This is a genomic window from Yoonia sp. MH D7, from assembly GCF_054439475.1.
Genome location: NZ_JBTJCF010000001.1, coordinates 1,737,968 through 1,760,417 on the forward strand (window position 1 = coordinate 1,737,968; position 22,450 = coordinate 1,760,417).

22 protein-coding genes and 1 tRNA gene are annotated in these 22,450 nt (G+C 56.4%); 12 read left to right on the forward strand and 11 right to left on the reverse strand.

Annotation, left to right across the window (positions count from 1 at the left end; translation table 11 throughout):
- Positions 1-31 precede the first annotated feature (31 nt).
- The 6 genes from ACXLHR_RS08510 (at position 32) to aroQ (ending at position 5,556) form a co-directional block, all read left to right on the forward strand.
- Complete coding sequence (locus ACXLHR_RS08510) at positions 32-1,318, forward strand: homoserine dehydrogenase (protein ID WP_458791037.1); 1,287 nt, start codon at positions 32-34, stop codon at positions 1,316-1,318.
- Positions 1,319-1,390: 72 nt separating this feature from the next.
- On the forward strand, positions 1,391-2,353 hold the full coding sequence (glpX, locus tag ACXLHR_RS08515; RefSeq protein WP_458791038.1) for a class II fructose-bisphosphatase: 963 nt from the start codon (positions 1,391-1,393) through the stop codon (positions 2,351-2,353).
- A gap of 51 nt (positions 2,354-2,404) precedes the next feature.
- Positions 2,405-4,171 carry a single-stranded-DNA-specific exonuclease RecJ gene (gene recJ, locus ACXLHR_RS08520; protein WP_458791039.1) on the forward strand — a complete coding sequence of 589 codons (1,767 nt, stop codon included), beginning with the start codon at positions 2,405-2,407 and terminating at the stop codon, positions 4,169-4,171.
- A 97-nt stretch (positions 4,172-4,268) separates the two neighbouring features.
- A tRNA-Glu gene (locus ACXLHR_RS08525) sits at positions 4,269-4,343 on the forward strand.
- Positions 4,344-4,456: 113 nt separating this feature from the next.
- The gene (locus ACXLHR_RS08530; protein WP_458792507.1) at positions 4,457-5,002 is read left to right on the forward strand and encodes a YaeQ family protein; all 546 of its coding nucleotides are present in this window, start codon (positions 4,457-4,459) and stop codon (positions 5,000-5,002) included.
- A 119-nt stretch (positions 5,003-5,121) separates the two neighbouring features.
- Positions 5,122-5,556 (forward strand): type II 3-dehydroquinate dehydratase, encoded by a 435-nt coding sequence (gene aroQ, locus ACXLHR_RS08535; RefSeq protein WP_458791040.1) that lies wholly within the window; start codon positions 5,122-5,124, stop codon positions 5,554-5,556.
- Here the strand turns inward: aroQ and ACXLHR_RS08540 are convergent.
- The 4 genes from ACXLHR_RS08540 to ACXLHR_RS08555 all read right to left on the reverse strand — a co-directional run bounded on the left by ACXLHR_RS08540 (position 5,553) and on the right by ACXLHR_RS08555 (position 11,497).
- The gene (locus tag ACXLHR_RS08540) at positions 5,553-6,425 is read right to left on the reverse strand and encodes an NAD(P)-dependent oxidoreductase (RefSeq protein ID WP_458791041.1); all 873 of its coding nucleotides are present in this window, start codon (positions 6,423-6,425) and stop codon (positions 5,553-5,555) included. The two genes, aroQ and ACXLHR_RS08540, sit on opposite strands and share 4 nt — an antisense overlap.
- A gap of 338 nt (positions 6,426-6,763) precedes the next feature.
- A complete protein-coding gene (locus ACXLHR_RS08545) occupies positions 6,764-8,719 on the reverse strand; it encodes a bifunctional 2',3'-cyclic-nucleotide 2'-phosphodiesterase/3'-nucleotidase (RefSeq protein WP_458791042.1) in 1,956 nt (651 codons plus the stop codon).
- A 118-nt stretch (positions 8,720-8,837) separates the two neighbouring features.
- Positions 8,838-10,148 (reverse strand): NAD(P)/FAD-dependent oxidoreductase, encoded by a 1,311-nt coding sequence (locus ACXLHR_RS08550; RefSeq protein ID WP_458791043.1) that lies wholly within the window; start codon positions 10,146-10,148, stop codon positions 8,838-8,840.
- Positions 10,148-11,497 (reverse strand): glutamine synthetase family protein, encoded by a 1,350-nt coding sequence (locus ACXLHR_RS08555; protein ID WP_458791044.1) that lies wholly within the window; start codon positions 11,495-11,497, stop codon positions 10,148-10,150. The genes ACXLHR_RS08550 and ACXLHR_RS08555 overlap by 1 nt, the downstream gene beginning before the upstream one ends.
- Before the next feature lie 127 nt (positions 11,498-11,624).
- Here ACXLHR_RS08555 and ACXLHR_RS08560 point away from each other — a divergent pair, with 127 nt between their 5' ends.
- Positions 11,625-12,350, forward strand: a complete 726-nt coding sequence (locus ACXLHR_RS08560; protein ID WP_458791045.1) for a GntR family transcriptional regulator — start codon at positions 11,625-11,627, stop codon at positions 12,348-12,350.
- A 71-nt stretch (positions 12,351-12,421) separates the two neighbouring features.
- Here ACXLHR_RS08560 and ACXLHR_RS08565 read toward each other — a convergent pair whose 3' ends face one another.
- From ACXLHR_RS08565 to ACXLHR_RS08580, 4 genes are all read right to left on the reverse strand, one after another.
- Entirely contained in the window at positions 12,422-13,267 is an 846-nt protein-coding gene (locus tag ACXLHR_RS08565; protein WP_458791046.1) for an NAD(P)H-hydrate dehydratase, read from the reverse strand.
- Positions 13,268-13,298: 31 nt separating this feature from the next.
- Positions 13,299-14,153 carry a universal stress protein gene (locus tag ACXLHR_RS08570; RefSeq protein WP_458791047.1) on the reverse strand — a complete coding sequence of 285 codons (855 nt, stop codon included), beginning with the start codon at positions 14,151-14,153 and terminating at the stop codon, positions 13,299-13,301.
- Positions 14,154-14,191: 38 nt separating this feature from the next.
- Complete coding sequence (locus ACXLHR_RS08575) at positions 14,192-14,512, reverse strand: phasin family protein (RefSeq protein ID WP_458791048.1); 321 nt, start codon at positions 14,510-14,512, stop codon at positions 14,192-14,194.
- Positions 14,513-14,874: 362 nt separating this feature from the next.
- A complete protein-coding gene (locus tag ACXLHR_RS08580) occupies positions 14,875-16,434 on the reverse strand; it encodes a bifunctional metallophosphatase/5'-nucleotidase (RefSeq protein ID WP_458791049.1) in 1,560 nt (519 codons plus the stop codon).
- 154 nt (positions 16,435-16,588) lie between these two features.
- Here ACXLHR_RS08580 and ACXLHR_RS08585 point away from each other — a divergent pair, with 154 nt between their 5' ends.
- Genes ACXLHR_RS08585 through arsC form a run of 3 tightly spaced genes read left to right on the forward strand, consistent with a single transcriptional unit; the run spans position 16,589 to position 18,290 of the window.
- The gene (locus ACXLHR_RS08585; RefSeq protein WP_458791050.1) at positions 16,589-16,921 is read left to right on the forward strand and encodes a DUF952 domain-containing protein; all 333 of its coding nucleotides are present in this window, start codon (positions 16,589-16,591) and stop codon (positions 16,919-16,921) included.
- Complete coding sequence (locus tag ACXLHR_RS08590) at positions 16,918-17,967, forward strand: quinone-dependent dihydroorotate dehydrogenase (protein WP_458791051.1); 1,050 nt, start codon at positions 16,918-16,920, stop codon at positions 17,965-17,967. The genes ACXLHR_RS08585 and ACXLHR_RS08590 overlap by 4 nt, the downstream gene beginning before the upstream one ends.
- Positions 17,964-18,290: an arsenate reductase (glutaredoxin) gene (gene arsC, locus ACXLHR_RS08595; RefSeq protein ID WP_458791052.1), complete on the forward strand. Its 327-nt coding sequence runs from the start codon at positions 17,964-17,966 to the stop codon at positions 18,288-18,290. Before ACXLHR_RS08590 ends, arsC begins: the two co-directional genes overlap by 4 nt.
- 50 nt (positions 18,291-18,340) lie before the next feature.
- Here the strand turns inward: arsC and ACXLHR_RS08600 are convergent, their stop codons facing one another.
- From ACXLHR_RS08600 to ACXLHR_RS08610, 3 genes are read right to left on the reverse strand one after another with little or no spacing between them, the layout of a single operon-like run.
- Positions 18,341-19,648, reverse strand: coding sequence for an MATE family efflux transporter (locus ACXLHR_RS08600; RefSeq protein WP_458791053.1), 1,308 nt, complete (start codon positions 19,646-19,648; stop codon positions 18,341-18,343).
- Positions 19,641-20,132, reverse strand: coding sequence for a PaaI family thioesterase (locus tag ACXLHR_RS08605; RefSeq protein ID WP_458791054.1), 492 nt, complete (start codon positions 20,130-20,132; stop codon positions 19,641-19,643). Before ACXLHR_RS08605 ends, ACXLHR_RS08600 begins: the two co-directional genes overlap by 8 nt.
- A complete protein-coding gene (locus ACXLHR_RS08610) occupies positions 20,129-20,572 on the reverse strand; it encodes a PaaI family thioesterase (RefSeq protein ID WP_458791055.1) in 444 nt (147 codons plus the stop codon). The genes ACXLHR_RS08605 and ACXLHR_RS08610 overlap by 4 nt, the downstream gene beginning before the upstream one ends.
- 97 nt (positions 20,573-20,669) lie before the next feature.
- Here ACXLHR_RS08610 and ACXLHR_RS08615 point away from each other — a divergent pair, with 97 nt between their 5' ends.
- Both ACXLHR_RS08615 and ACXLHR_RS08620 read left to right on the forward strand, forming a co-directional pair.
- Positions 20,670-21,806, forward strand: coding sequence for a putative manganese transporter (locus ACXLHR_RS08615; RefSeq protein WP_458791056.1), 1,137 nt, complete (start codon positions 20,670-20,672; stop codon positions 21,804-21,806).
- Positions 21,807-21,869: 63 nt separating this feature from the next.
- Positions 21,870-22,238, forward strand: coding sequence for a MerR family DNA-binding protein (locus ACXLHR_RS08620; RefSeq protein ID WP_458791057.1), 369 nt, complete (start codon positions 21,870-21,872; stop codon positions 22,236-22,238).
- The last annotated feature ends 212 nt before the right edge of the window (positions 22,239-22,450 follow it).

A 22,450-nucleotide genomic window follows, 5' to 3' on the forward strand; every position in this document is an offset into this window, starting at 1 on the left:
CCAACACCAACTCGCAATGGAATCTGATACTATGACCAATCCCCTTCGCCTTGGAATTGCCGGCCTTGGAACTGTGGGCGTGGGCATTGTGCGCATCGTCCAGAAACATGCAGAGCTGTTGGAACTGCGCGCAGGACGGCCCGTGGTCATCACTGCCGTTTCCGCACGATCGCGCACTAAAAATCGCGATGTAGATCTGTCAGGCTACGATTGGGAAGACGATCCTGTGACCCTTGCCAAACGCGCCGATATTGACGTGTTCATTGAAGTCATGGGCGGCTCGGAAGGCCCGGCAAAAGACGCGACCGAGGCCGCAATCGCCGCAGGCCACGACGTTGTTTCCGCCAACAAGGCCCTGCTTGCAATCCACGGCCAAGCCCTCGCCGAAGCCGCCGAAGAAACCGGCCGCGTGATCCGCTTTGAAGCCGCAGTAGCAGGCGGTATCCCCGTGGTGAAAGCCCTGACCGAGAGCCTTGCCGGTAACCAGATCACCCGCATCATGGGTGTGATGAACGGCTCGTGTAACTACATCCTGACGCGCATGGAAAACGACGGGATGACCTACGAAGAGGTTTTTGACGCCGCCAACCAACTTGGGTATCTGGAAGCAGATCCCGAACTTGACGTCGGCGGCATTGATGCCGCGCATAAACTGGCGTTGCTTGCCTCCATCGCCTTTGGCACGCAAGTGAACTTTGATGCGGTCGTGCTGGAAGGGATCGGCGCGATCACCATCGACGATATCCGCCAAGCTGCCGATATGGGCTACAAAATCAAACTGTTAGGCGTCGCGCAAATGACAGGGCGCGGGCTGGAACAACGCATGACACCCTGCCTTGTGCCCGACACATCGCCCTTGGGCCAATTGCAAGGCGGCACGAATATGGTCGTGCTTGAGGGCGACAGCGTCGAGCAAATCGTGCTGCGCGGTGCGGGCGCTGGCATGGGGCCAACCGCTTCTGCGGTGATGGGCGACGTGATGGATATTGCACGCGGAACGCGCCTCACAACCTTTGGCCAACCTGCGAAAACCCTGCGCAAAGTGCGCGCTGCCACTGCTGCTGTTGCCGCTCCTTATTATCTGCGGCTGCAACTTCTGGACAAACCGGGCGCGCTTGCCAAAGTTGCGGCTGTCTTGGGCAACGCAGGTATTTCCATCGACCGGATGCGGCAATACGACCACAACGATACCGCTGCCCCTGTGCTGATCGTGACCCATAAAACCACGAAGTCCGCGCTCAAAGAGGCTCTCGACGCGTTCAAATCCACCGCCGTGGTCACAGGCACCCCCGTCGCCATCCGTATCGAAGCAGTTTAGCGCAAACATCTTGCAGGCCATATGTCCTACCCTTTACGGGTAGGATAATACATCTCTGCAAGGACACATTCCATGACCACACCCATCGATTTCAACGACCGCACGCTGTCACTCGGCCTCGCCCGCGTGTCAGAGGCCGCCGCAATCGCTTGCGCCCCTCTGATCGGACGCGGCAACGAGAAAGCCGCCGATCAGGCCGCCGTTGACGCCATGCGCACCGAATTGAACAAACTCGACATTTCCGGGGTTGTCGTCATCGGCGAGGGCGAACGCGACGAAGCGCCGATGCTGTATATCGGCGAAGAGGTCGGCAATGGCACAGGCCCCGGCGTTGATATCGCTCTCGACCCGCTCGAAGGCACCACCCTGACCGCCAAAAACATGCCAAATGCACTGGCCGTGATCGCAATGGGACCGCGCGGCTCGATGTTACACGCGCCCGACACTTATATGGACAAACTTGCGATCGGACCCGGCTTTGCAGCAGACGTGGTTTCGCTCGACATGTCCCCGCGCGAACGGGTTGAAGCCCTTGCAAAAGCCAAAGGCTGTGCACCGGGCGACATTACCGTGTGCGTGTTAGAACGCCCGCGCCACGAAGACATCATCGCTGAAATCCGTGCCACTGGTGCGGCCATACGGCTGATCACCGACGGCGATGTCGCAGGTGTCATGCATTGCGCCGAACCCGCAAAAACCGGCATCGACATGTATATGGGCAGCGGCGGCGCACCCGAGGGCGTGCTGGCAGCAGCAGCGCTCAAATGCATGGGCGGGCAAATCATGGGCCGGCTTTTGTTCCGCAACGAAGACGAAAAATCCCGCGCGCGTACTGCTGGCATCACCGATTTTAACCGCGTTTACCTGCGCGACGACATGGTGACACAAGACGTGATCTTTGCGGCCACAGGCGTCACCGACGGCAGCCTCGTGTCAGGTATCAAACGCGAAGTCGGCTTTATCACCGCCGAAACCATCCTGATGCGCTCCAAAACCGGTTCGGTGCGGCGGATGATTTATCGCAACCCGGTGTAAACACATTTGGGGCGTGGCATTGCCGCGCCCCACCCTATAGAGTGTCACACTATGACACAGACACCAGATACACCCGCATTTCTCCACGTCTCCACCTCTGCCACCGGGCGGCGCTGGGTTGGCCCCTCGATCGAAGAGGACCGCTTGGCCGAAGCTATGGCCCAAGCCACCACCCTGCCCCCACCACTCTGCCGGACCCTCGTGAAACGCGGCGTCAGCGCCCAAAACGCCGACGCTTTCCTCGCACCAACCCTACGCGACTTGCTGCCCGATCCGCATGCTCTGCGCGATATGGAAAAAGCGGCGAAACGCTTTCTGACCGCGGTGAAATCCCGCGAAAAAATCGCGATATTCGCGGACTACGACGTCGACGGCGGCACCTCTGCCGCGCTCATCATCTGCTGGCTACGCGACATGGGGCTGACCTCAACGCTCTACATCCCCGACCGCATCGACGAAGGCTACGGCCCCAACGACGAGGCGATGATGATGCTGGCAAAAGATCACTCGCTGATCATCTGTGTCGACTGCGGCACCCTTTCACACGGCCCGATTGCAGCGGCTAAAGGCGCAGATGTCATCGTGCTCGACCACCACTTGGGCGGCGAAACCCTGCCAGATGCCGTGGCCGTAGTGAACCCGAACCGGCAGGACGAATCTGGTGATCTTGGGCACCTCTGCGCCGCTGGCGTCGTCTTCCTGATGCTCGTCGAAGCCAACCGACAACTAAAATCCGACGGCACCAAAGGCCCCGACCTGATGTCCGCCCTCGACCTTGTGGCGCTTGGCACCGTGGCCGATGTCGCCCCGCTGGTCGGCGTTAACCGCGCCTTTGTACGACAAGGCCTGACCGTCATGGGTCACAGGCGACGCATTGGGATCACAGCCCTTTCAGACGTGGCCGGCATGAACGAAGCCCCAAATTCCTACCACCTCGGCTTCCTGCTCGGCCCGCGCATCAACGCAGGCGGACGCATTGGCAAAGCCGACCTTGGCGCACGCCTCCTCTCCACAAACGACCAACACGAGGCCACCGCCTTGGCGGAACGCCTCGACCAACTCAACACCGACCGGCGCGAAGTCGAAACAGCCGTGCGCGACCTCGCCATGGACCAAGCGACGGCGCGCGGCTTTGATGGCCCGCTCGCGTGGGCCGCAGGTAACAACTGGCACCCGGGCGTTGTGGGCATCGTCGCCTCGCGCCTGAAAGAAACCTCCAACCGGCCCTCCGTCGTGATCGGCATCGATGAGCATGGCATCGGTAAAGGCTCCGGTCGCTCCGTCTCTGGCATCGACCTTGGGGCCGCAATCCAACGATTGGCGGCCGAGGGGCTGCTGATCAAAGGCGGCGGTCACAAAATGGCTGCGGGTCTTTCTGTTGAGGCCTCCAAGATCGACGCCGCCATGGCACGCTTGGGCGAACTCTTGGCCAAACAAGGCGCCGACAAATTGGGTCCCGCCAACCTTAAACTCGACGGTGTGCTGATGCCCTCAGCCGCGACCGTTGAACTCGTCAAACAAATCGAGACCGCAGGCCCCTTCGGTGCAGGCGCCCCCGCCCCGCGCTTCGTTTTCCCCGATGTGCAAATTCATTTCGCCAAAACCGTCGGCGCCAACCACCTGAAAGTCACTTTCGGCGACGGTCTTGGCACCCGCATTGATTCCATCAGCTTTGGCGCAATGGACGGCCCGCTGGGCCCAATGCTGACAAATCACAACGGCGCGCGATTCCACTTGGCTGGAAGATTAGAAATAAACACATGGCAAGGCCGCCAATCCGTGCAACTCCGCCTCGAAGACGCCGCTCCAGCCGCTTAAAAACCAGTATTTTAACGCATAGAAAAAACATGCAACATTTTTAAAAAAACCTCTTGCCCTTCCCCGCGCCATTTCCTAAAAGCGCCCTACCAAATGCGGTCCGTTCGTCTATCGGTTAGGACGTCAGGTTTTCAACCTGAAAAGACGGGTTCGACTCCCGTACGGACTGCCATTGGTACCTTACAATGACTTGTAAGCATTCATATTCCCCACATCCCGCTTTGCGCTTCCACAAAACCCGCAAAGGCACTAAGTATGCCAATCTTCGTAACTCAGGGGCATATCATGGCGCAGAAATCTACAATTTATAAAGTCGAGCTGTCGGTGTCAGACATGGACCGCCACTATTACGAGACGCATAACCTGACCGTCGCCAAACACCCCTCCGAGACCGACGAACGACTTATGGTGCGCCTGCTTGCTTTTGCCTTGAACGCCCATGAACACCTGGAATTGACCAAAGGCCTGTCCACCGATGACGAGCCCGATATCTGGCAAAAAAGCCTGAGCGGCGAGTTGCAGCACTGGATCGCACTCGGCCTGCCCAGCGAGAAAGTCGTGCGCCAATCCTGCGGCAAAGCCGACGCCGTGACCATCTATTGCTACGGCGGCAATACCGCTGACATGTGGTGGGATAAAATCAAAACCAAGACGACCCGCTTTGACAACCTCAAGGTAATCAACCTCACACAGACCGACACCCAAGCCCTCGAAGCTCTGACAAACCGCTCGATGAAATTGCAGGTCAACATCCAAGAGGGCGAAGTGATGGTCAGCACCGGCGACAACGTCGTCTATGTGACCCCGATCACGCTCAAATCCGCCGGCTAACAGCCTTTGCAACGCGTCCACACTCTTGAACTAAATACACATCACCCCGCTTTGTCATTGCTGCCAAACTCTGCGGACGATTATGATCAACGACAAGCGCCCATTCAGGAGAAAACACCATGACAAACCTCATTACCGTCATCAATGGCCCAAACCTGAACCTGCTCGGGCAACGCGAACCGGAAACCTACGGATCCACAACGCTGACTGACGTGGAAACACAACTTACTGATCTCGCAAATGAATTAGGGTTAGCGGCCGAATGCTTGCAATCCAATTCCGAAGGCACGATCGTCGACATGATCCAGGCAGCGCGCAGCACCTCCGCAGGCATTATCATTAACCCCGGCGCTTACTCTCATACCTCAATCGCAATCCTCGACGCGCTCAATGCATTCGACGGCATCGTCATCGAAGTACACATTTCGAACATTCACAAACGCGAATCGTTCCGTCACCACTCCCATGTTTCAGGGCGCGCTGACGGCATCATTGTGGGCTGCGGCACGCATGGCTACTCACTTGCCATGCGCCAAATCGCAACTCTGGTTTAGCCCATCGCCTGCAAACGCTTCAACAGCGACGACGTATCCCAACGCCCGCCACCCAGTTTTTGCACATCTTTATAAAACTGATCCACCAAAGCCGTCAGCGGCAGGCTCGCGCCGTTTTCGTCCGCCGTATCCAGACAAATACCCAGATCCTTGCGCATCCAATCCACCGCAAATCCATGCTCGAAATGATCATCAATCATGGTTTGATAGCGGTTTTCCATCTGCCAACTGCCTGCCGCACCCTGACTAATCACCTCAACCACAGCAGCCCCGTCAAGCCCCGCCTTTTGCGCAAAATGAAGCGCCTCCGACAGCCCCTGAACAACACCCGCAATCGCGATCTGGTTGCACATTTTAGTCATCTGACCGGCACCACTGTCACCAATACGGCGACACAGCTTTGCATAGCCTGAAATCACCGTTTCGGCCTGTTTATAAGGCGCCTCGTCGCCTCCGCACATCACCGACAACTGACCATTTTCTGCGCCGGCCTGACCACCCGAAATCGGCGCATCCACAAAAGCAACGCCAACAGCCCGCGCCGCATCATACAATTCGCGCGTCACCGCGGCCGAAACCGTCGTGTGATCCACAAAAATCGCGCCCTGCGACATGCCCGTAAAGGCCCCGTCATCCCCCAAGCAAACGCTGCGCAAATCATCATCATTGCCAACACAGGCAAAGACAAAATCAGCACCCTTTGCAGCCAAATGCGGGGTCTTTGCAGCCTCACCGCCATGCTGCGCAACCCAAGCCTCAGCCTTAGAGAACGTGCGGTTATAAACCGTCACATCATGCCCCGCAGCTGCCAGATGTCCGGCCATCGGAGCCCCCATCACACCAAGCCCCAAAAATGCAATTTTCGCCATATCTCAGTCCCTTTTTCGATTTGTTCCCGACTGTGTTTCACACTGACCAGAGTAGCAAGTCCAAAGCTTACAACCCGCACTCAAGCCCACTTTCATGCAGCGCCCCTAAAAGAAAACTTGCAAAACATCGGCGCGGTTCACGGGCAAGGATATTACTTTGATCGCCCGTCCCCATCTAATGTGGCTTTTGCTGATACCATGGCGTCCACCACCAGTCTCGCGCGGAAAATAGCACATGACGACACACACATCTGGACGCAAACAGGTTTGGCCAATGCCTCAGCCAAACCCGTATTTTAGCTCTCGCAATTGGCCAAAACCATTTGCCATGCCGTCACTTATAACGAGATGCGGAAGCGCGCGAACCCGTCCGGACCGTCGCCAGCCTCTTCAATATTCGCATCAACCTGATCAAGATAGGCTTTCGCGGCTGGCCCGGTATCAAACAGAACTGTGGTCTCTGGCATCGGTGCAAACGACCAATTGCTGTCTGCGCGCGGACTGATCGTGCCCATTTCAACGATATAGCGCACAATCACATCGCGGTTGGTGTCCGGCCCTTCAAATACAGTGGTCTCGGCCGCAGCACCTGCAAAATCCCCACCGCCACCCGCGCGGTAGTTGTTTGTCGCCACGATGAACTCCGACGTTAAATCAATCGGTTGCCCGTCATAGCTCAGGTTCACAATACGGTTAGCACCCTCGTCCGCCATATCTCCGTTCGCATCAAACCGCGACGGCTGTGACAAGTCGATCTGATACGATACCCCGTCAATCACATCAAAATTATAGCTCGGGAACTCTGTATTCAATAGAACAACATCCTGCGCGCCAGCCTCGACCTGATTGAAAATACCCGCAGAACGCTCCAGCCAGTCCTTGACCTGCTGTCCGGTCACTCGCACCGCGCGCACCGTATTGGGATACAAATACAAATCCGACACGTTTTTAATCGCAACATCACCCACGGGCACATCCGTGTAATATTCAGGCCCGCCACGCCCGCCCGCCTTAAACGGTGCCGCCGCAGACAAAATCGGCAGCCCGTCATGCGCGGTGCCAACCATCATTTGTTCAATATACCACTGCTGCGCAATCGACACGATCTGCACCGAAGGATCATCAGCCACCAACGCAAAATAGCTGTGCAACGGCGCGTCGGTTTTGCCAACAGCACGGCGCACATAGGTCAGCGTTTCGTCATGTGCGGCCTGCACCGATGCAACGACCTCTTCATCACTCTCGACCTGTGCCGTGATAGAACGATCCTCGTTGCGGATATAAATCGGGCGCGCCTCGGACACCGCCGACACAACACGCCACGCATTGCCGTCTTTTTCGACCAGCAAGTCGATCAACCCCATGTGGCTTCCCCAAAAACCGCCCATTGTGGCGGGCGTGCCCATCAATGTACCTGCGCCCACATCAACACCTGCAAAATCAGCATAATCCGGTGACGGGAAAACCAAATGGCTGTGGCCGGTCAAAATTGCATCAACGCCGTCCAGTCCCGCCAATGGCACGGCCGCATTTTCCATGCCATCCGTGGCCTCGGCTGCACCAATACCAGAGTGGGACAGCACAACAATAATGTCCGCGCCCTGCTCTTTCATCTGCGGAATATACGCCTTTGCAGTCTCGACAATATCGCGCGCTTGCACATTTCCTTCGAGGTGCCGGCGGTCCCAGCTCATGACCTGCGGCGGGACGAACCCAATCAAGCCGATCTTGATCGGATGCTCGACGCCTGCCCCATCCGTCACCTTATGGTCCATAATCACATAAGGCGGGATCAACGTTTTATCCTTGGTTGGATCACTGCCTTTTTCCAACACGACATTGGCGTTCACCACAGGGAAATTTGCCCCTGCCAGAGACTTCATCAAGAACTCGATGCCGTAGTTAAATTCATGGTTGCCCAAGGTCGACGCGTCAAAGCCAAGCGTATTCATCGCAGCAATCACCGGATGCACATCACCGTCTTTCATACCGCGCTCGTAGGCAACATAATCGCCCATCGGATTGCCCTGCAGGAAATCCCCGTTGTCGATCAACAACGAATTCGACGCCTCGTTGCGAATAGCGCCGATCAACGACGCTGTGCGCGCAAGTCCCACTGTATCAGTCGCCTTGTCGGCATAATAATCATACGGCAGAACGTGAACGTGCAAATCGGTGGTTTCCATAATTCGCAAATGCGCCTGATTGGTGGCCGCATTAGCAGAGAATGGATGCAAGGCAATAAGACCGGCAGTGCCTGCCAAAAAGCCACGACGGTTCAGTGCGATAGACATATTGGTTTTCCCCATAGGAACGATACTCTGAATGAACTATGGGGGAAGATTAGCCGAATTCCGGCATCTCACAAGCCATGAGACGCCGGTCAGGGTGAAAGACGGTCAGTATAGGCGATCAGACGCCCAGTTTATCACGCACCGCATAATACCACGATCCAATCATCGAATAGGGCACCCGGAACATACGACCACCGGGGAACGGATACCACGGCACTTTGTCAAAGACGTCAAATCGGGTGAGATCACCGTCAATCGCCTCGGACAAAATACGCCCGAAGGTATGTGATCCAGTCACCCCATGCCCGGAATACCCATGTGCAAAATAGGTGTTGTCTCCGATCCGGCCCATCTGCGGCACACGGCTGAACGAAAGCGCAAAATTCCCGCTCCACGCAAACTCGATCTTAGTGTTTTTCAATTGCGGAAACACTTTATCCATGTTCCGGCGCAGCTTGGCCTCAATATCGCGCGGGTCAGCCCCGCCATATACCGTGCCACCACCAAACAGCATGCGCTTGTCACCCGACAGCCGGTAATAATCCAGAATATAGCGAATATCCTCGATACAGGCGTCCTGCGGCAATAGCGAATGCGCCAACTCTTCACCCAAAGGCTCGGTCGCCATCATTTGCGTCGACACCGGCATCACGCGCGACGTCAAGGTCGGCACAACATGGCCCAAATAGGCATTCCCACACAGCACAAGCGTCTTGCAAGTAATCTGCCCTGCCGCCGTGCGCACAACGGGCGCGGCCGCATTGGTATCCACGTCCACCACAGGCGACATCTCGTAAATCACACCGCCAAGGCTCTCGAACGCCGCAGCTTCCCCCAGCGCAAGGTTCAACGGATGCATGTGCCCGCCAGTATGGTCAATCAAACCGCCGACATACAAATCACTGTTCACATGCGCGCGCACCTGATCGCGATCCAGCATCTCCTGGTTGTTGATGCCGTAACTTTGCCACAGCTTCTGACGGGTTTCCAACTCTGCCATATGCGCAGCGGTCAGACCGGTAAACACGTTCTTCTCTTTCAGATCACACTGAATATCATAGGTCTTGATGCGCTCGCGGATGATCTCGCCACCCTCTTGCACCAACCCCGCCACAAAACTCGCCGTGTCCTGACCGTAGCGTTTCTTGATGGTCTGCAAACTGGCATTCAAGCCGTTCACAATCTGCCCGCCATTGCGACCAGAGGCACCCCAGCCAACGCGCGCGCCCTCGATCACAGCAACCTTGTAGCCCTTTTCCGCCAGATGTAGCGCTGTCGATAACCCGCTATAACCGGCACCCACAACACAAATATCAATCGCAACATTGCCCGCCAGCGCAGGACGTTCCGGCGACGGATTGGCCGAGGCCGCATAATAACTGGTCGTATGCGAACCGTCGCCCGCGTAATTCGTAGATACCGCGCACATCACACGACCTCCAGATAAGAGTGATATTCAAAATCGGTCACCATGCGGGCAAACTTGCGCAATTCCTGCACCTTACATTCCACCAACATGGTTTGCAGGCGCTTGGAAAATACGGCCTGCACATAGGTGCCACGGCGGAACGTATCAATCGCAGAGGCCCAGTCCATCGGCAAACTCGGCAGGTTCTGACTATACGCATCACCGATGATCGCCGGCGCGGGCACCATTTTACCCTCGATGCCGACCAAAGCCCCCCCTAAAATACTCGCCATGACCAGATAAGGATTGGCATCCGCCCCAGCCACGCGGTGCTCGATCCGGCGCGCTTTGTGATTGCCACCCGGAATGCGGATCGCAGAGGTCCGGTTCTCGTAGCCCCACCCGATGCTTGTCGGCGCATGGGCACCGGGCAACAAACGACGATACGAATTCTCATGCGGCGCAAAGGTAAGTGTATTTTCGGCCATCGTCGCCAACAGTCCGGCAACCGCTTGCAACATAATTTCGGTGCCTTCGTCCCCGCCATTATCAAAAACATTCACACCGTCTTCGTCGATGAGCGAGAAATGCACATGCAAACCAGAGCCTGACCGCTCGCCGTATGGTTTCGCCATAAACGTCGCGGCAAAATCATGCTTGCGGGCAATGCCGCGCACCAGACGCTTGAATAAAATCGCATCATCCGCCGCGCGCAACGGGTCAGCCAGATGCATCATATTGATCTCGAACTGGCCCGCGCCATTCTCGGAAATTGCCGCATCAGCAGGGATACCATGCTCGTGACAGGCATCATAAACGTCGTTCAGAAACGCGTCAAAATGCTCCAGTTCGTCCAGCGACAACGCCCCGTCCGAATCCAGCCGTTTGCCGGTGACCGGCGAGCGCGGCGCTTGCGGGCGGTCTTCCGACGGATCGCACAGATAAAACTCCAACTCGGTCGCCACAACAGGGGTTAATCCCATCGCTTTGTAACGATCAACGATATTGGCCAGCACGCGGCGCGGATCACCTAAAAACGGTGCGCCGTCCTCTTGGCGCAGCCATAACATCGCCAGCGCTGTGGGCCTGCTCGTCCATGTAATCGCCGACAACTCGCGTCCGGTAAATTCGCAAATCCCGTCCGCATCACCAGTTTCAAACACCAGCTCGCTATTCTCGATATCCTCGCCCCAAATATCAAGGTTGGTTACAGACAGCGGCATACGCAAATCGCCCGCAGCCATCTTTTCGGCATGGTCCACTGGAATACGCTTGCCGCGCATTGTGCCATTCAAATCGCAAACGCAGGCGTAGATAGACTCGATTTGCGGATGATTACTTAACCACGCGGTCACAGATTTTTCAGGCATCTTTCGCTTTCAATTGTCTTGCATGTTGGTTTTGTGATACCATTTACTCTAAGGTGATCATATTGCATAATCAAGCAATAGAATGACCAAGACGCATCCACGATGATGCGACCCGGGGAACACGTGAATGACGACACCTGACCTGATCATCCCCGAGATGCCCCAGAATAATGCGGTCACAACGCAGGAATACGTCTACCTGCGTCTGAAAAACGCGATCATGCTCGGCGCGCTGCGTCCAGGCACCTCGCTGACCATGCGCGGACTTGCCGATAGTTTGGGGCTTAGCCCGACCCCCGTGCGCGAAGCCCTGCGCCGCCTCAACTCTGATATGGCTGTGGTCGTTTTAGGAAACCGGCGCATGATGATCCCCACGATGGAGGCGCATAGGTTCGAAGAACTTGCCGCGCTGCGCACCACCTTGGAAACCCATGCGGCCACCCAAGCCCTGCCGCATATCTCAGACATTATCATCGGCAAAATGGTCGAAATCGACACCGAGATGGACAGCCAGCTGGGCCGACGTAATCTGGATCAATTGACCCTGCTTAATCAGGATTTCCATCGCCAGCTCTATCTTGCCAACCCGCATCAAGTCACATTGCCTGCGATCGAAAGTGTCTGGCTCAGGCTTGGCCCGTTCCAGCGGCAAGTGATCGAGACTTTGAATTTTGCGCACCACGAAGACCGGCACAAAGAAATTCTAGCCGCGCTCAAATCCCGCGACAAATCCGCCCTTATCGCCGCCATCACCAGCGACATCGAGGACAGCATCATCACCGTAGGCCGTCACCTGCTGGCGACCCAAGACGCCACATCATCGGCCTTATTGAAAGATGCGGGCAAGACGTAAAGAAGACGCAAAAAAGACAGCTGTTTTCGACAAAAAATGATGATTTCCGTTTTGGAAAAATAGCCAGCTACCTAGCGCGCACCGTCATCCAAGCCGCGCAAAACCTGCGGCAACATACCCGCAATATCCTCGGACGTCAGCCCCGGTCCAAATGCGTCAGCACACCGTAAATGCAGGTCCGCGCCCATCGCTGCGGCATCAAACGCATCTACCCCCCGCGCCAATAGCCCGGTGATTATACCCGCCAGAACATCGCCCGACCCCGCCGTCGCCAGCCAGCTTGCATATCTGTAATCCTTGGACGAAACGATGACGGACCGTCCGTCCGGCGTCGCAATCACAGTGTCAGAACCTTTGAAAAGCACAGTGCAATTCGCCTTCTGCGCCGCTATTTTCGCCAACGTCATACGACAGGTTGTCTGCGTAAAAGCCTTAGGAATAAAGCGGCGCAACTCGCCCTCGTGGGGCGTCATCACGTTGCGCGTTGGCCCTGCCTGCGCAGGTTGAAACACCTGATCGGACAGAAGCGTGATAGCATCCGCGTCGATGCAGATCGGACAATTCTGAACAAGCGTACCGGTCAGTTTTCCGCGCGCGGCATCATCCAGCCCAAGGTTGGGCCCGATGCAAATCGCCGAGGGGCGTAGATCAGTCAGGCGCTTGGTCAGCGACAAATCCCCGCCAAAGGGTTTTATCATCACAGCATTAAGATGCGATGCATGCTCACCCACGGCGTCTGGATCACAAACCACACTGACCAGCCCCGCACCGACCCGCAACGCAGCCCCCGCCGCCAGACGCGCAGCCCCGCCATTCCCGAAGCATCCCGAAATGATAACCGCGTGGCCGTAACTGTGTTTATGCCGCCGCCCTGACTTTTGTAGTTTCGCTTGCAATGCAGGCGTCATTTCAAACATCAAGGAGACGACACTGTCGGTCACTTTACGCTTAGTAGACCAAGAAGACGGGCTGCTTTGTCTGCGCAATCAAACTGCGCGTAGTGCCGCCAAACAGGGCTTCGCGGGTCCGCGAATGCCCGTACGCACCCATCACAACCAGATCGGCACCCTCTTCTTGCGCTTTTGCCATAATCGTTTCACCAATATCGTGTTTGCCGCTGTCATATTGCTTGACCACGACCTGACAGCCGTGCTGGCTCAACCATGCTGCCGCAGCGACGCCGGGGTCTTCGCCGTCGCCTGTCTGCGGAACAACCGCGTCAATAGTCGCGACGATGACTTCTTTTGCTTGGCGCAACATGGGCAGTGCTTCATGCATTGCGCGTGCTGAATGGATTTGTGTGTTCCATGCCAGAAGAACCCGTTCCGCGCCACCAAGCGCCTTTGCCTCGGGATCGTTTAACAGCACACCAACCGGCGAACGGAACAGGACGCCATGCACCACATCCTTGAACAGTTCGTTGACCTCTCGCAGGTCTTCGCTGATCAAAACCAGATCACAAAACATCGCACGTTGCGAGACTGCAGTGGCAATGTGAGCCGGATCGCTGGCGATGGTTGACACATCACCCGCCACATCATGCTGCGTCAGCAGCACCTCGATCTCGTCGACCTTGGCATTTAATGCCGCCTTGTTTTCTGCCAGTTCAGTTTGCCACTCGTCGGGCACACTCGTCATGCCATAGGGCGGCAGACCCACGGCGTAATAAGGAAACAGCGGCAACTCTCCGACGACCAAAATCGCTGCACGCGCAGGAATTGCGCGGATTGCTTCCAGCTTTTTGGCAAGGCTGGCGGTGGGGGTGTCTTTGCCGGCGACGATCAAAATTGTGCTATTTTTCATTTGCTAAATCCTTGTTGTTATCTGGCGGCTGCCGTGGGTCACTTGACGCCCAGCGCGTTGCCAAAGGTCATCAGTTTTGCAGTCTCTGCGGCGTAATCGTCCATCATACGTTGGAAATATTGCGCTTGGATATGCTGGAATTCTACCACATCTTTGGCTTTCATCATAGCGTGCTGGGTCTGCACATCTTGCGTGATGCGTGCGCCCATGAAGCTAAGGACATTGCTGCCGACATCTACCATGCTTTTGGTCCACTCAGCCCCGAAACCAAAGGCACCAGGGAGTTTTGCACTTTGGATGGCCTCCAGAACGGCTGGCGTCGGTTTTGTTTGCGGGAAGGTTGTGGTTGGCTTTTTCATCGGCTGTCCTTTCTGCTTCATTGATCACACTTCCATAATAGGTCGTAAATCAAACAGGGTATTGATGCATATCAAACAAGGCTTCGATAAACCGATGCCGCGCCGGATTGGCGCAGGCCTTTGCTCATGAAGCGGGATCATAGTGAGATACGCACCGCATCCTTATGGAACGGTGCGAATAAACCCACCTTCCTGAAGAAGATCAGTGGCGGCGCCAAACCTGATAGCCGCAAGGTCAAGATTACCGGCAGCATGTCGTGGCCGCTCAAATTGCATGAATACTGCAGCGTCCAGCATTCATAAGATCATTCGCGACATAAAAAAGCCCCCGCTGCACCACTGCAACGGGGGCTTTCATTCGCTTACTTCAGCGTGATGCGTCCGTCAGTGTAGGGTGTATAGGCCCCTTGTTCCGCCATAAATTCAGCGGTGACATCAGCAAGGTCAGGTCCAAAGTCATAGACGTTTGCGGCGTCAATGAACATTTTGTAACCGTCGCCGCCGCCGCGCACATAGTTGTTGGACACAAGCCCGTAAGTTGCGGCCAGATCGATCGGAGCGCCTCCGACCATAACTTCGGAAATGCGCGATCCCACTTCAGCCGCGGCATCGATGGTGAACGTGATCCCTGCCACTTGCGGGAAACGGCCCGCGACCCCTTCCATGTCAGAGACGCCGTTTTCCAGCGCGTCGATCACTGTTTGGCCTGACACCTGAAATGTCGACAGTGTGTTCTGGAACGGAAGTACCGTCAGCACTTCGCCCATTGTCACTTCGCCCTCGTCGATCGATGACCGCAGGCCGCCAGAGTTGGCGATAGCGATTGTCACGCCTTGGTCTGCCACACGGGCAAGCATCGCATCGGCCACGAGGTTACCCATGGAGCATTCCATCAGACGGCACACGTCGCGGTTTCCGTCGATCAGCCCCGCAGATTCGGCCACGATCTTGTTGCGGATTTCGTCAAGCGGTGTCGCGAGTTCGGAAATACGCGCCACCGTTTCGGCGTCCTCGGCCACGTCGCCGTTGATCAGAATTGGCTCGCCAACAGCCTCGGTGATGTTTCCTTCATCGTCAAAGGTCACGTTCAACTCGCCCAAAAATTTGCCGTAAGCATAGGCAGACAGGATCGCAGTATCATTCACCATCGTCGGGTATGGCCCCACCGCGTTCTCGTCGGTGTTGGACAGCAAGGTATTGGAGTGACCACCGACAATGATATCAACGCCAGTGGTATTTGCCGCAACCTCTTGGTCCACGACGTAACCGGAATGCGACAGCACGATGATTTTGTTCACGCCTTCAGCAGTCAGTTTGTCAACTTCGCCCTGTACCGCGTCGGACGGATCAGTGAAGATCACATTCGCGCCCGGACTAGCCAGCTCGTCGGTGTTTGTTGGTGTCAGGCCGATCAGCCCGATTTTCTCGCCGCCCCGCTCGATGATTGTGGATTTCGCAAGTTTGCCAGCAAGCAGCGGCTCGCCCGATACATCTGCGTTGGACATCAAGATCGGAAAGTTGATCGTGTCCATAAACCCTGCCAGCACCTCTGGCCCGTCATCGAATTCGTGGTTGCCCACGGTCATGCCGTCATAACCCAGCTTATTCATGAATTCGGCGGCCATCGCGCCTTTGTAATAGGTATAGAACAATGTGCCCTGAAACTGGTCACCCCCATCCACGAGGATCGAATTGTTAGAGCGCGCACGGGCCTCGGCCACAGCTGTCACCAGACGCGCGGTGCCGCCAAAACATTCGCCAGCAACGTTTTCTTCTGCAGAGCAAGGCGCATCATATCCGCTAATCGGTTCAAACCGCGCGTGGAAATCGTTGGTATGCAGCACGGTCAATGTGTAGTCGGCAGAGGCCGCAGAGGCCGTAAGCGCGAGTGCGCAGGTTGACGTCAGGATTCGTAAAAGCATTGGATCTATCCCCCAGAGGTTACATTGCACATAGATTGGCCATCGCATCTTGCGGAGTCAAATGCCTATCCGTTTGCACACTACATTTCCGCTCAAACAGGATTGGGTCACCGGACCGCTTGACCAATCTTTAAGCAAAGGTCATGACAGAAATATGTTGATCTATAAGATATTTCGCGCCGATGAATGGGCGCAGTTGCAGCGTGACGGGCAAACCCTTGGCGCACCGATTGATCTGGATGATGGATTTGTGCATTTTTCGGGGGCCGATACGGTCGCGGTCACGGCGGCGCTTTACTTCAAGGATGTGCAAGGTCTGACACTAGTGGCTGTTGAGGCGGACGGCTTGGACGGGCTGAAATGGGAGCCGTCGCGCGGTGGCCAGATGTTTCCGCATTTGTTCCGTGCCCTCCGCATGACCGACGTAGTCTGGGCGCGCGACATGACACTTGCGGGCGGCGTGCATCAATTCGGAGACCTTTCATGAAGATTGTTGAGCAAATCGGCTTGCGGGCCCTGCGCATGTTTGATCCTGAAACAGCACATGGTTTATCGATCAAGGCGCTGAACGCAGGTCTGGGCCCCAAGGCGGGACCGTTTTCCAGCGCGCGTTTGCGTACAAATGTTGCCGGATTGGAACTGCCGAACCCTGTGGGTCTGGCTGCCGGTTTTGACAAGAATGCGACGGCGTTGCATGCGTTAGCTGGCACCGGTTTCGGGTTTTTTGAGGTTGGCGCCGCAACCCCGCGCGCGCAGGACGGTAATGCCAGACCGCGCCTATTCCGCCTGACAAAAGACCAAGCCTCGATCAACTGTTTCGGGTTCAACAATCAGGGCATGGTCGTGATTGGGGCGCGTTTGTCGGCAAGGCCCAAGGGTGTGATCGGCCTGAACCTTGGCGCCAACAAAGATAGCGACGACCGCGCTGCCGACTTTGCGAAAGTGCTGACACAATGCGGCGCCTATATCGATTTTGCCACCGTAAATGTATCATCGCCGAACACAGAGAAACTGCGTGATTTGCAAGGCAAGGCGGCACTTGCAGCTTTGCTCGCGGGCGTGATGGAGGCCAATGCAGCCCTTGATAAACCGCTGCCGGTTTTCTTGAAAATCGCCCCCGATCTGGACGAAAGCGCCCTTGATGACGTGGCATCGGTTGCTGATGCGTCTGGCATTTCGGGCATCATTGCGACGAATACAACGCTGGACCGCACAGGCCTGCACGGAAAATATGCGGGTGAAGCTGGTGGTCTGGCTGGCCAGCCATTGTTCGAGAAATCAACGCGCGTCGTGGCGCAGCTGTCGACCCGCACCTCTTTGCCGATTATTGGCGTTGGCGGGGTTGGCTCTGCCGCGCAAGCCTACGCTAAAATTCGTGCGGGGGCGTCGGCGGTGCAACTTTATACAGCGCTGGTGTTTGGCGGCATTTCCCTGCCCGACGAGATCGCGCGCGGCTTGGATGACTTGCTGGCGATGGACGGATTTGAGAACGTCGCGGATGCTGTGGGCACGGGCCGCAGTGATTATCTATGATTGTAATCTGGCATAATCCACGCTGTTCAAAGTCGCGTCAGACCCTCGCAATTCTGGAAGCCAAGGGGGTTGTCCCACAGGTGCGCCTCTATTTGCAGGACCCGCCAAGCGAGAGCGAAATCCGCAATGTTTTAATCAAGCTCGACATGACGCCGGCACAGATAGTACGGCGCGGTGAAGCAGAGTTTGAGGATGGCGATGCGGATCACCTAATCACGCTGATGGCTAAACATCCCAAGATCATCGAGCGACCGATTGTTATCACGGACAGCGCAGCGGTGATTGCCCGTCCGCCTGAAAATGCGCTCGCGCTGTTTGATTAAGCCGAGGTTTTCCTGAAAAATAGAGCGCTCGATGGTCCTATAAGAATGGTCTAGCGCGCAGCGGCTTCGAGTTTCGGGTATTTCAGGCCCAGCGCCACCCCGCGCACAGCAAAACTGAACAATAGACCGAGCCACAGCCCGTGATTGCCGAACAACCACATCAGCGGAATTACAGCGGCAAAGTAGGTGATCGCGGAAACCACCATCATGTTGCGCATGTCGCGCGAACCTGTGGCCCCGATGAAGATCCCGTCGAGCATCCACGCCGCCACCCCGACGACGGGTGCTGCCACCATATATGGCAGGTAATTACGCGCCGTTGTCTGCACGTCAGGCGCTGTCGTCATAATGTCGATGATTGCGGGGCCGAACAGTGCAAATACCAGTGCAAGACCGATGCATACCACCAAGCCCCAGCCACTGGTCAGGATCGCGCCACGCCGCAATCGCGCGATATTTTTAGCGCCCAGCGCTTGCCCGACCAAGCTTTCTGCCGCTGCGGCAAATCCGTCAAGTGCGTAGGCGGTCACGTTCAAAAATTGCAGCAGGATTTGATTCGCGGCCAACTGGACATTGCCGAAATCTGCGCCCCAGAACAGGAAACTGACAAAAATCGCTTGCAGCAAGACCGAGCGGATCAGGATGTCGGTATTGACCACGCCCATCCGAACAAGCCGCGCCCGGTCAAAAACCCGCGATTTGTCGCACCATGCGCTGCCTGCAAAAGCGTCGCGGCACAGCCAAAGGCCCAATGCCAACCCGCTCCATTCCGCGATAAATGTGGCCCAGCCGACCCCCGCCACCCCAAAATCAAAGTGCAGCACGAACAAGATATCGAGCATGATATTCAGCCCGTTCATCAGCACCTGAATGGCAAAAACCCCGCGTGTGCGTTCCTGTGCGATCAGCCAGCCGATAATTCCGTAAAGCCCGATGGTGGCAGGTGCGGACCAGACGCGGATTTGCATATACTGCCGTGCCAGAGTTTCGACTTCGGGTGAGGCAGGCGACACTTTGAATGCGAGCCAGAATAGCGGGATTTGCCCGAGGATCATCATCGCCCCTGCGCCAAACCCGATGAGCAATGCCCGTGATAGCAGCGCGGCAACCTCGGCGTGGTCTTCGGCGCCTGTGGCTTGTGCCGTCAGCCCCGCCGTCCCCATGCGCAAGAAACCAAAAATCCAGTAGAACGCCGTCAGGATGATCGCGCCGATGCCAACCGCGCCAATTGGTGCCGCCTGCCCCAACTGTCCTACCACGCCTGTATCCACCACACCCAAGATCGGCACGGTCGCATTGGACAGCACAATTGGTAATGCAATTTGGAGGACCCGTTTGTGGGTTAGCGCCTTAGCCATTGCGGTCGGGTACCAGGAAATGACCGGTGGCCTGTGCAAACATGCGTGATTTGTTGTCTTGCCACGCTTCGACATGCACCGAGGCATAGCGCCGCCCTGACCGGTTGACCCGCGCTCGTGCATAGCCGTCGCGTGGTAAGCCCGAGCGCAGGTAGTCAACGGTGAAGTCAATCGTTTTTGGCAGTAAGATACGTGGCTTGTCGCCAGTAATTTTGCCCGCCTCCATATCCGCCCAAGTTGCGCTCCATGTCAGTTCAATTATCGCTGTCACCTCTAGAAACGCCGCAGTCACACCGCCGTGCAACGCAGGGATCAGCGGATTGCCGATGTTGCGCTCGCTATAAGGCAACACAGCCGTCAACTCGTCGCCGTGTCGCTCGAACTGGATGCCGAGGAATTGGATATAGGGCACGCGCGCAACAAGGGTTTGCAGCATTGCGTCGCGCCGTTGCTTGACGATTTGAACTGGTTCTGGACGTTTCATGACTTGTCTCCGAATGCCACCGTAAAGGCCCCTGTTGCGGTCGCCACGGGGCGTGCCGTGTCGTTGTCGGTGGCCGTGGCGCGCACAAAAGCCACCGAGCGGGTGATGTGGTAACATTCAGCCGTCGCCGTGATCGTATCGCCCGGTCTGGCACTGCGCATATAGTCAATGCGCAGGTCAAGCGTCGCGGTGCCATTCGGGCCATTCGGGTGTGCCATCACCGCAGCCCCACTGCAGGTATCCATCAACGCCGAGACTGCCCCACCGTGGATCACACCCGTTTCGGGGTCACCGATCAACCGCGCGTCATAGCCCATAGTGATCGTGGCCTGCCCGTCGCCGATCGCGGTAACTTTCATTCCCAGTTCACGCGCATGCGGGATCGCCTCGATAAACTGCCTTGCGAGCAGTGTTTGGCGTGCCTTGATATCATCCGTCATGGGGTGTTCCTTCTTTATTGTGCAACTTGCCACTTGCCGCACTAACTGCAAGTGCTATATATGCAATTAAGAACCATTCGCAATTAGGAATCAGACAATGAGTGCCACTGAAACAATGCCGCCTGTTTTCGCCCGCCGCACAGGGCCGTTCCGGCTAAACAGGTTGATTGTGGCGCTAATCTTCGTGTGCCTTGCGATCACACCGACATTTATAGGTGATCTGACGCGTGGTTTGATGGTGGATGCGTTTACACAGGTTTCCGCATTTGTGGCCGCGACTTTATTGCTGTTCTACGGTGCAGAGCGGGTGTTCAATTTTGACATCGGCCAGTCGCTGAAAGGCGCAAAAGGTTGGCAGGTGCCGATGGCCGCCTTGCTCGGGGCGACGCCAGGCTGTGGCGGCGCGGTGGTTGTCGTTGCAGCCTATTCGTCGGGCAACGTAGGCTTTGGCGCTGTGGTGGCGGCCCTAACGTCAACGATGGGGGACGCAGCATTTTTGCTGATCGCGACCCGTCCTGAGGTAGCGATGGTGGTGTTGCCTGTCGGGTTTTCAGTCGGTGTTATCACAGGCTGGATCGTTGATGCGGTATCGAAAGATAAATATCTGGCGACACCGACACCGAGCTGCGAATTGGCCCCGCGTATCGGTGCTATCCGCCGGCGCGACATTGCATTTTTCGTAATGGCCCTGCCCGGTCTTGCAATTGGCATCACCCAGTTGGCCGGCGCTGACGTCGCCGCTGTCTGGGGCGACATTGCACTTTACGTCGGGCTTGCGGGTACCGCTGTGGGCTTGGCAATTTGGACCGTGTCACCGGTGAATGCGATGACCAACGGCGCGGACAGTCCCATCACGCGCATGGCCGAAGAAACCGCATTTATTTCGGTCTGGGTGATCGGAGCCTATCTTGCCTACGACTATACCGTGGAATTTGCGGGCTTTGATCTCGCGGCGATGTTTGGTTCTGTTGCGCCGCTATTGCCTTTGATGGGCGTGCTGATCGGACTGATCCCCGGATGTGGGCCGCAGGTTTTGGTGACGACACTATACCTAAACGGGTTGGTCCCGTTTGCGGCCCTGATGGGGAACGCGATTTCAAACGATGGCGATGCGCTGTTCCCCGCGATTGCGCTGAACCCGCGCGCCGCGTTCTGGGCAACCGTCTATTCGACCATCCCCGCGTTGATCATGGCTTACGGGTTCTACTTTTTTGCGCCCGGCTTCATGAACTAGCACGAAGAAAGGTGCATTGCCCTGTGTCGCGGGTCGCGCTAGGCTGCGTTAACGGAGGGCACGATGCCAGACACACGCTTATCATTCAAAGAGATGTGCGCAAAATTTGACGTCACTCCGCGCACCCTGCGGTATTATGAATACATTGAGCTGCTGACCCCTGACAAAGAGGGTCGGTCGCGATTCTACCGGTCCCGCGAATTGGCCCGTATGACGCTGATCATGCGCGGCAGGCGCTTTGGTTTCTCGCTAGAAGATATCCGGCAATGGCTGATGATCTACGAGAATGAAGGCACAGAAGCCCAAATGCGCCAATGGACGACACTTGCCGACGGACAAATTGCCGAACTTCTGGAGCAACAAAAGCAGTTGCAACAGACATTGGACGAGTTGAAATCCCTGCGCGCGATGACTGTCAAATCGCTAACCTGATCCGTTTCACGGCCTGAACCCCACATTTCGCACGAAAATACGCGCGGTCTTGATTGTCCGGTGCAAAGCAGAATGTTGCGCGTGACCCTGCGTAAACTTTGCTTACCTTTCGTCAACTTGAAAATGACGTCACGTTTCGTTTACGTTAACGTCAATTTATCTTGTAGGGTAAATGTTAACGCCACAAGTGCAATGCATGACAGAGAGCATGA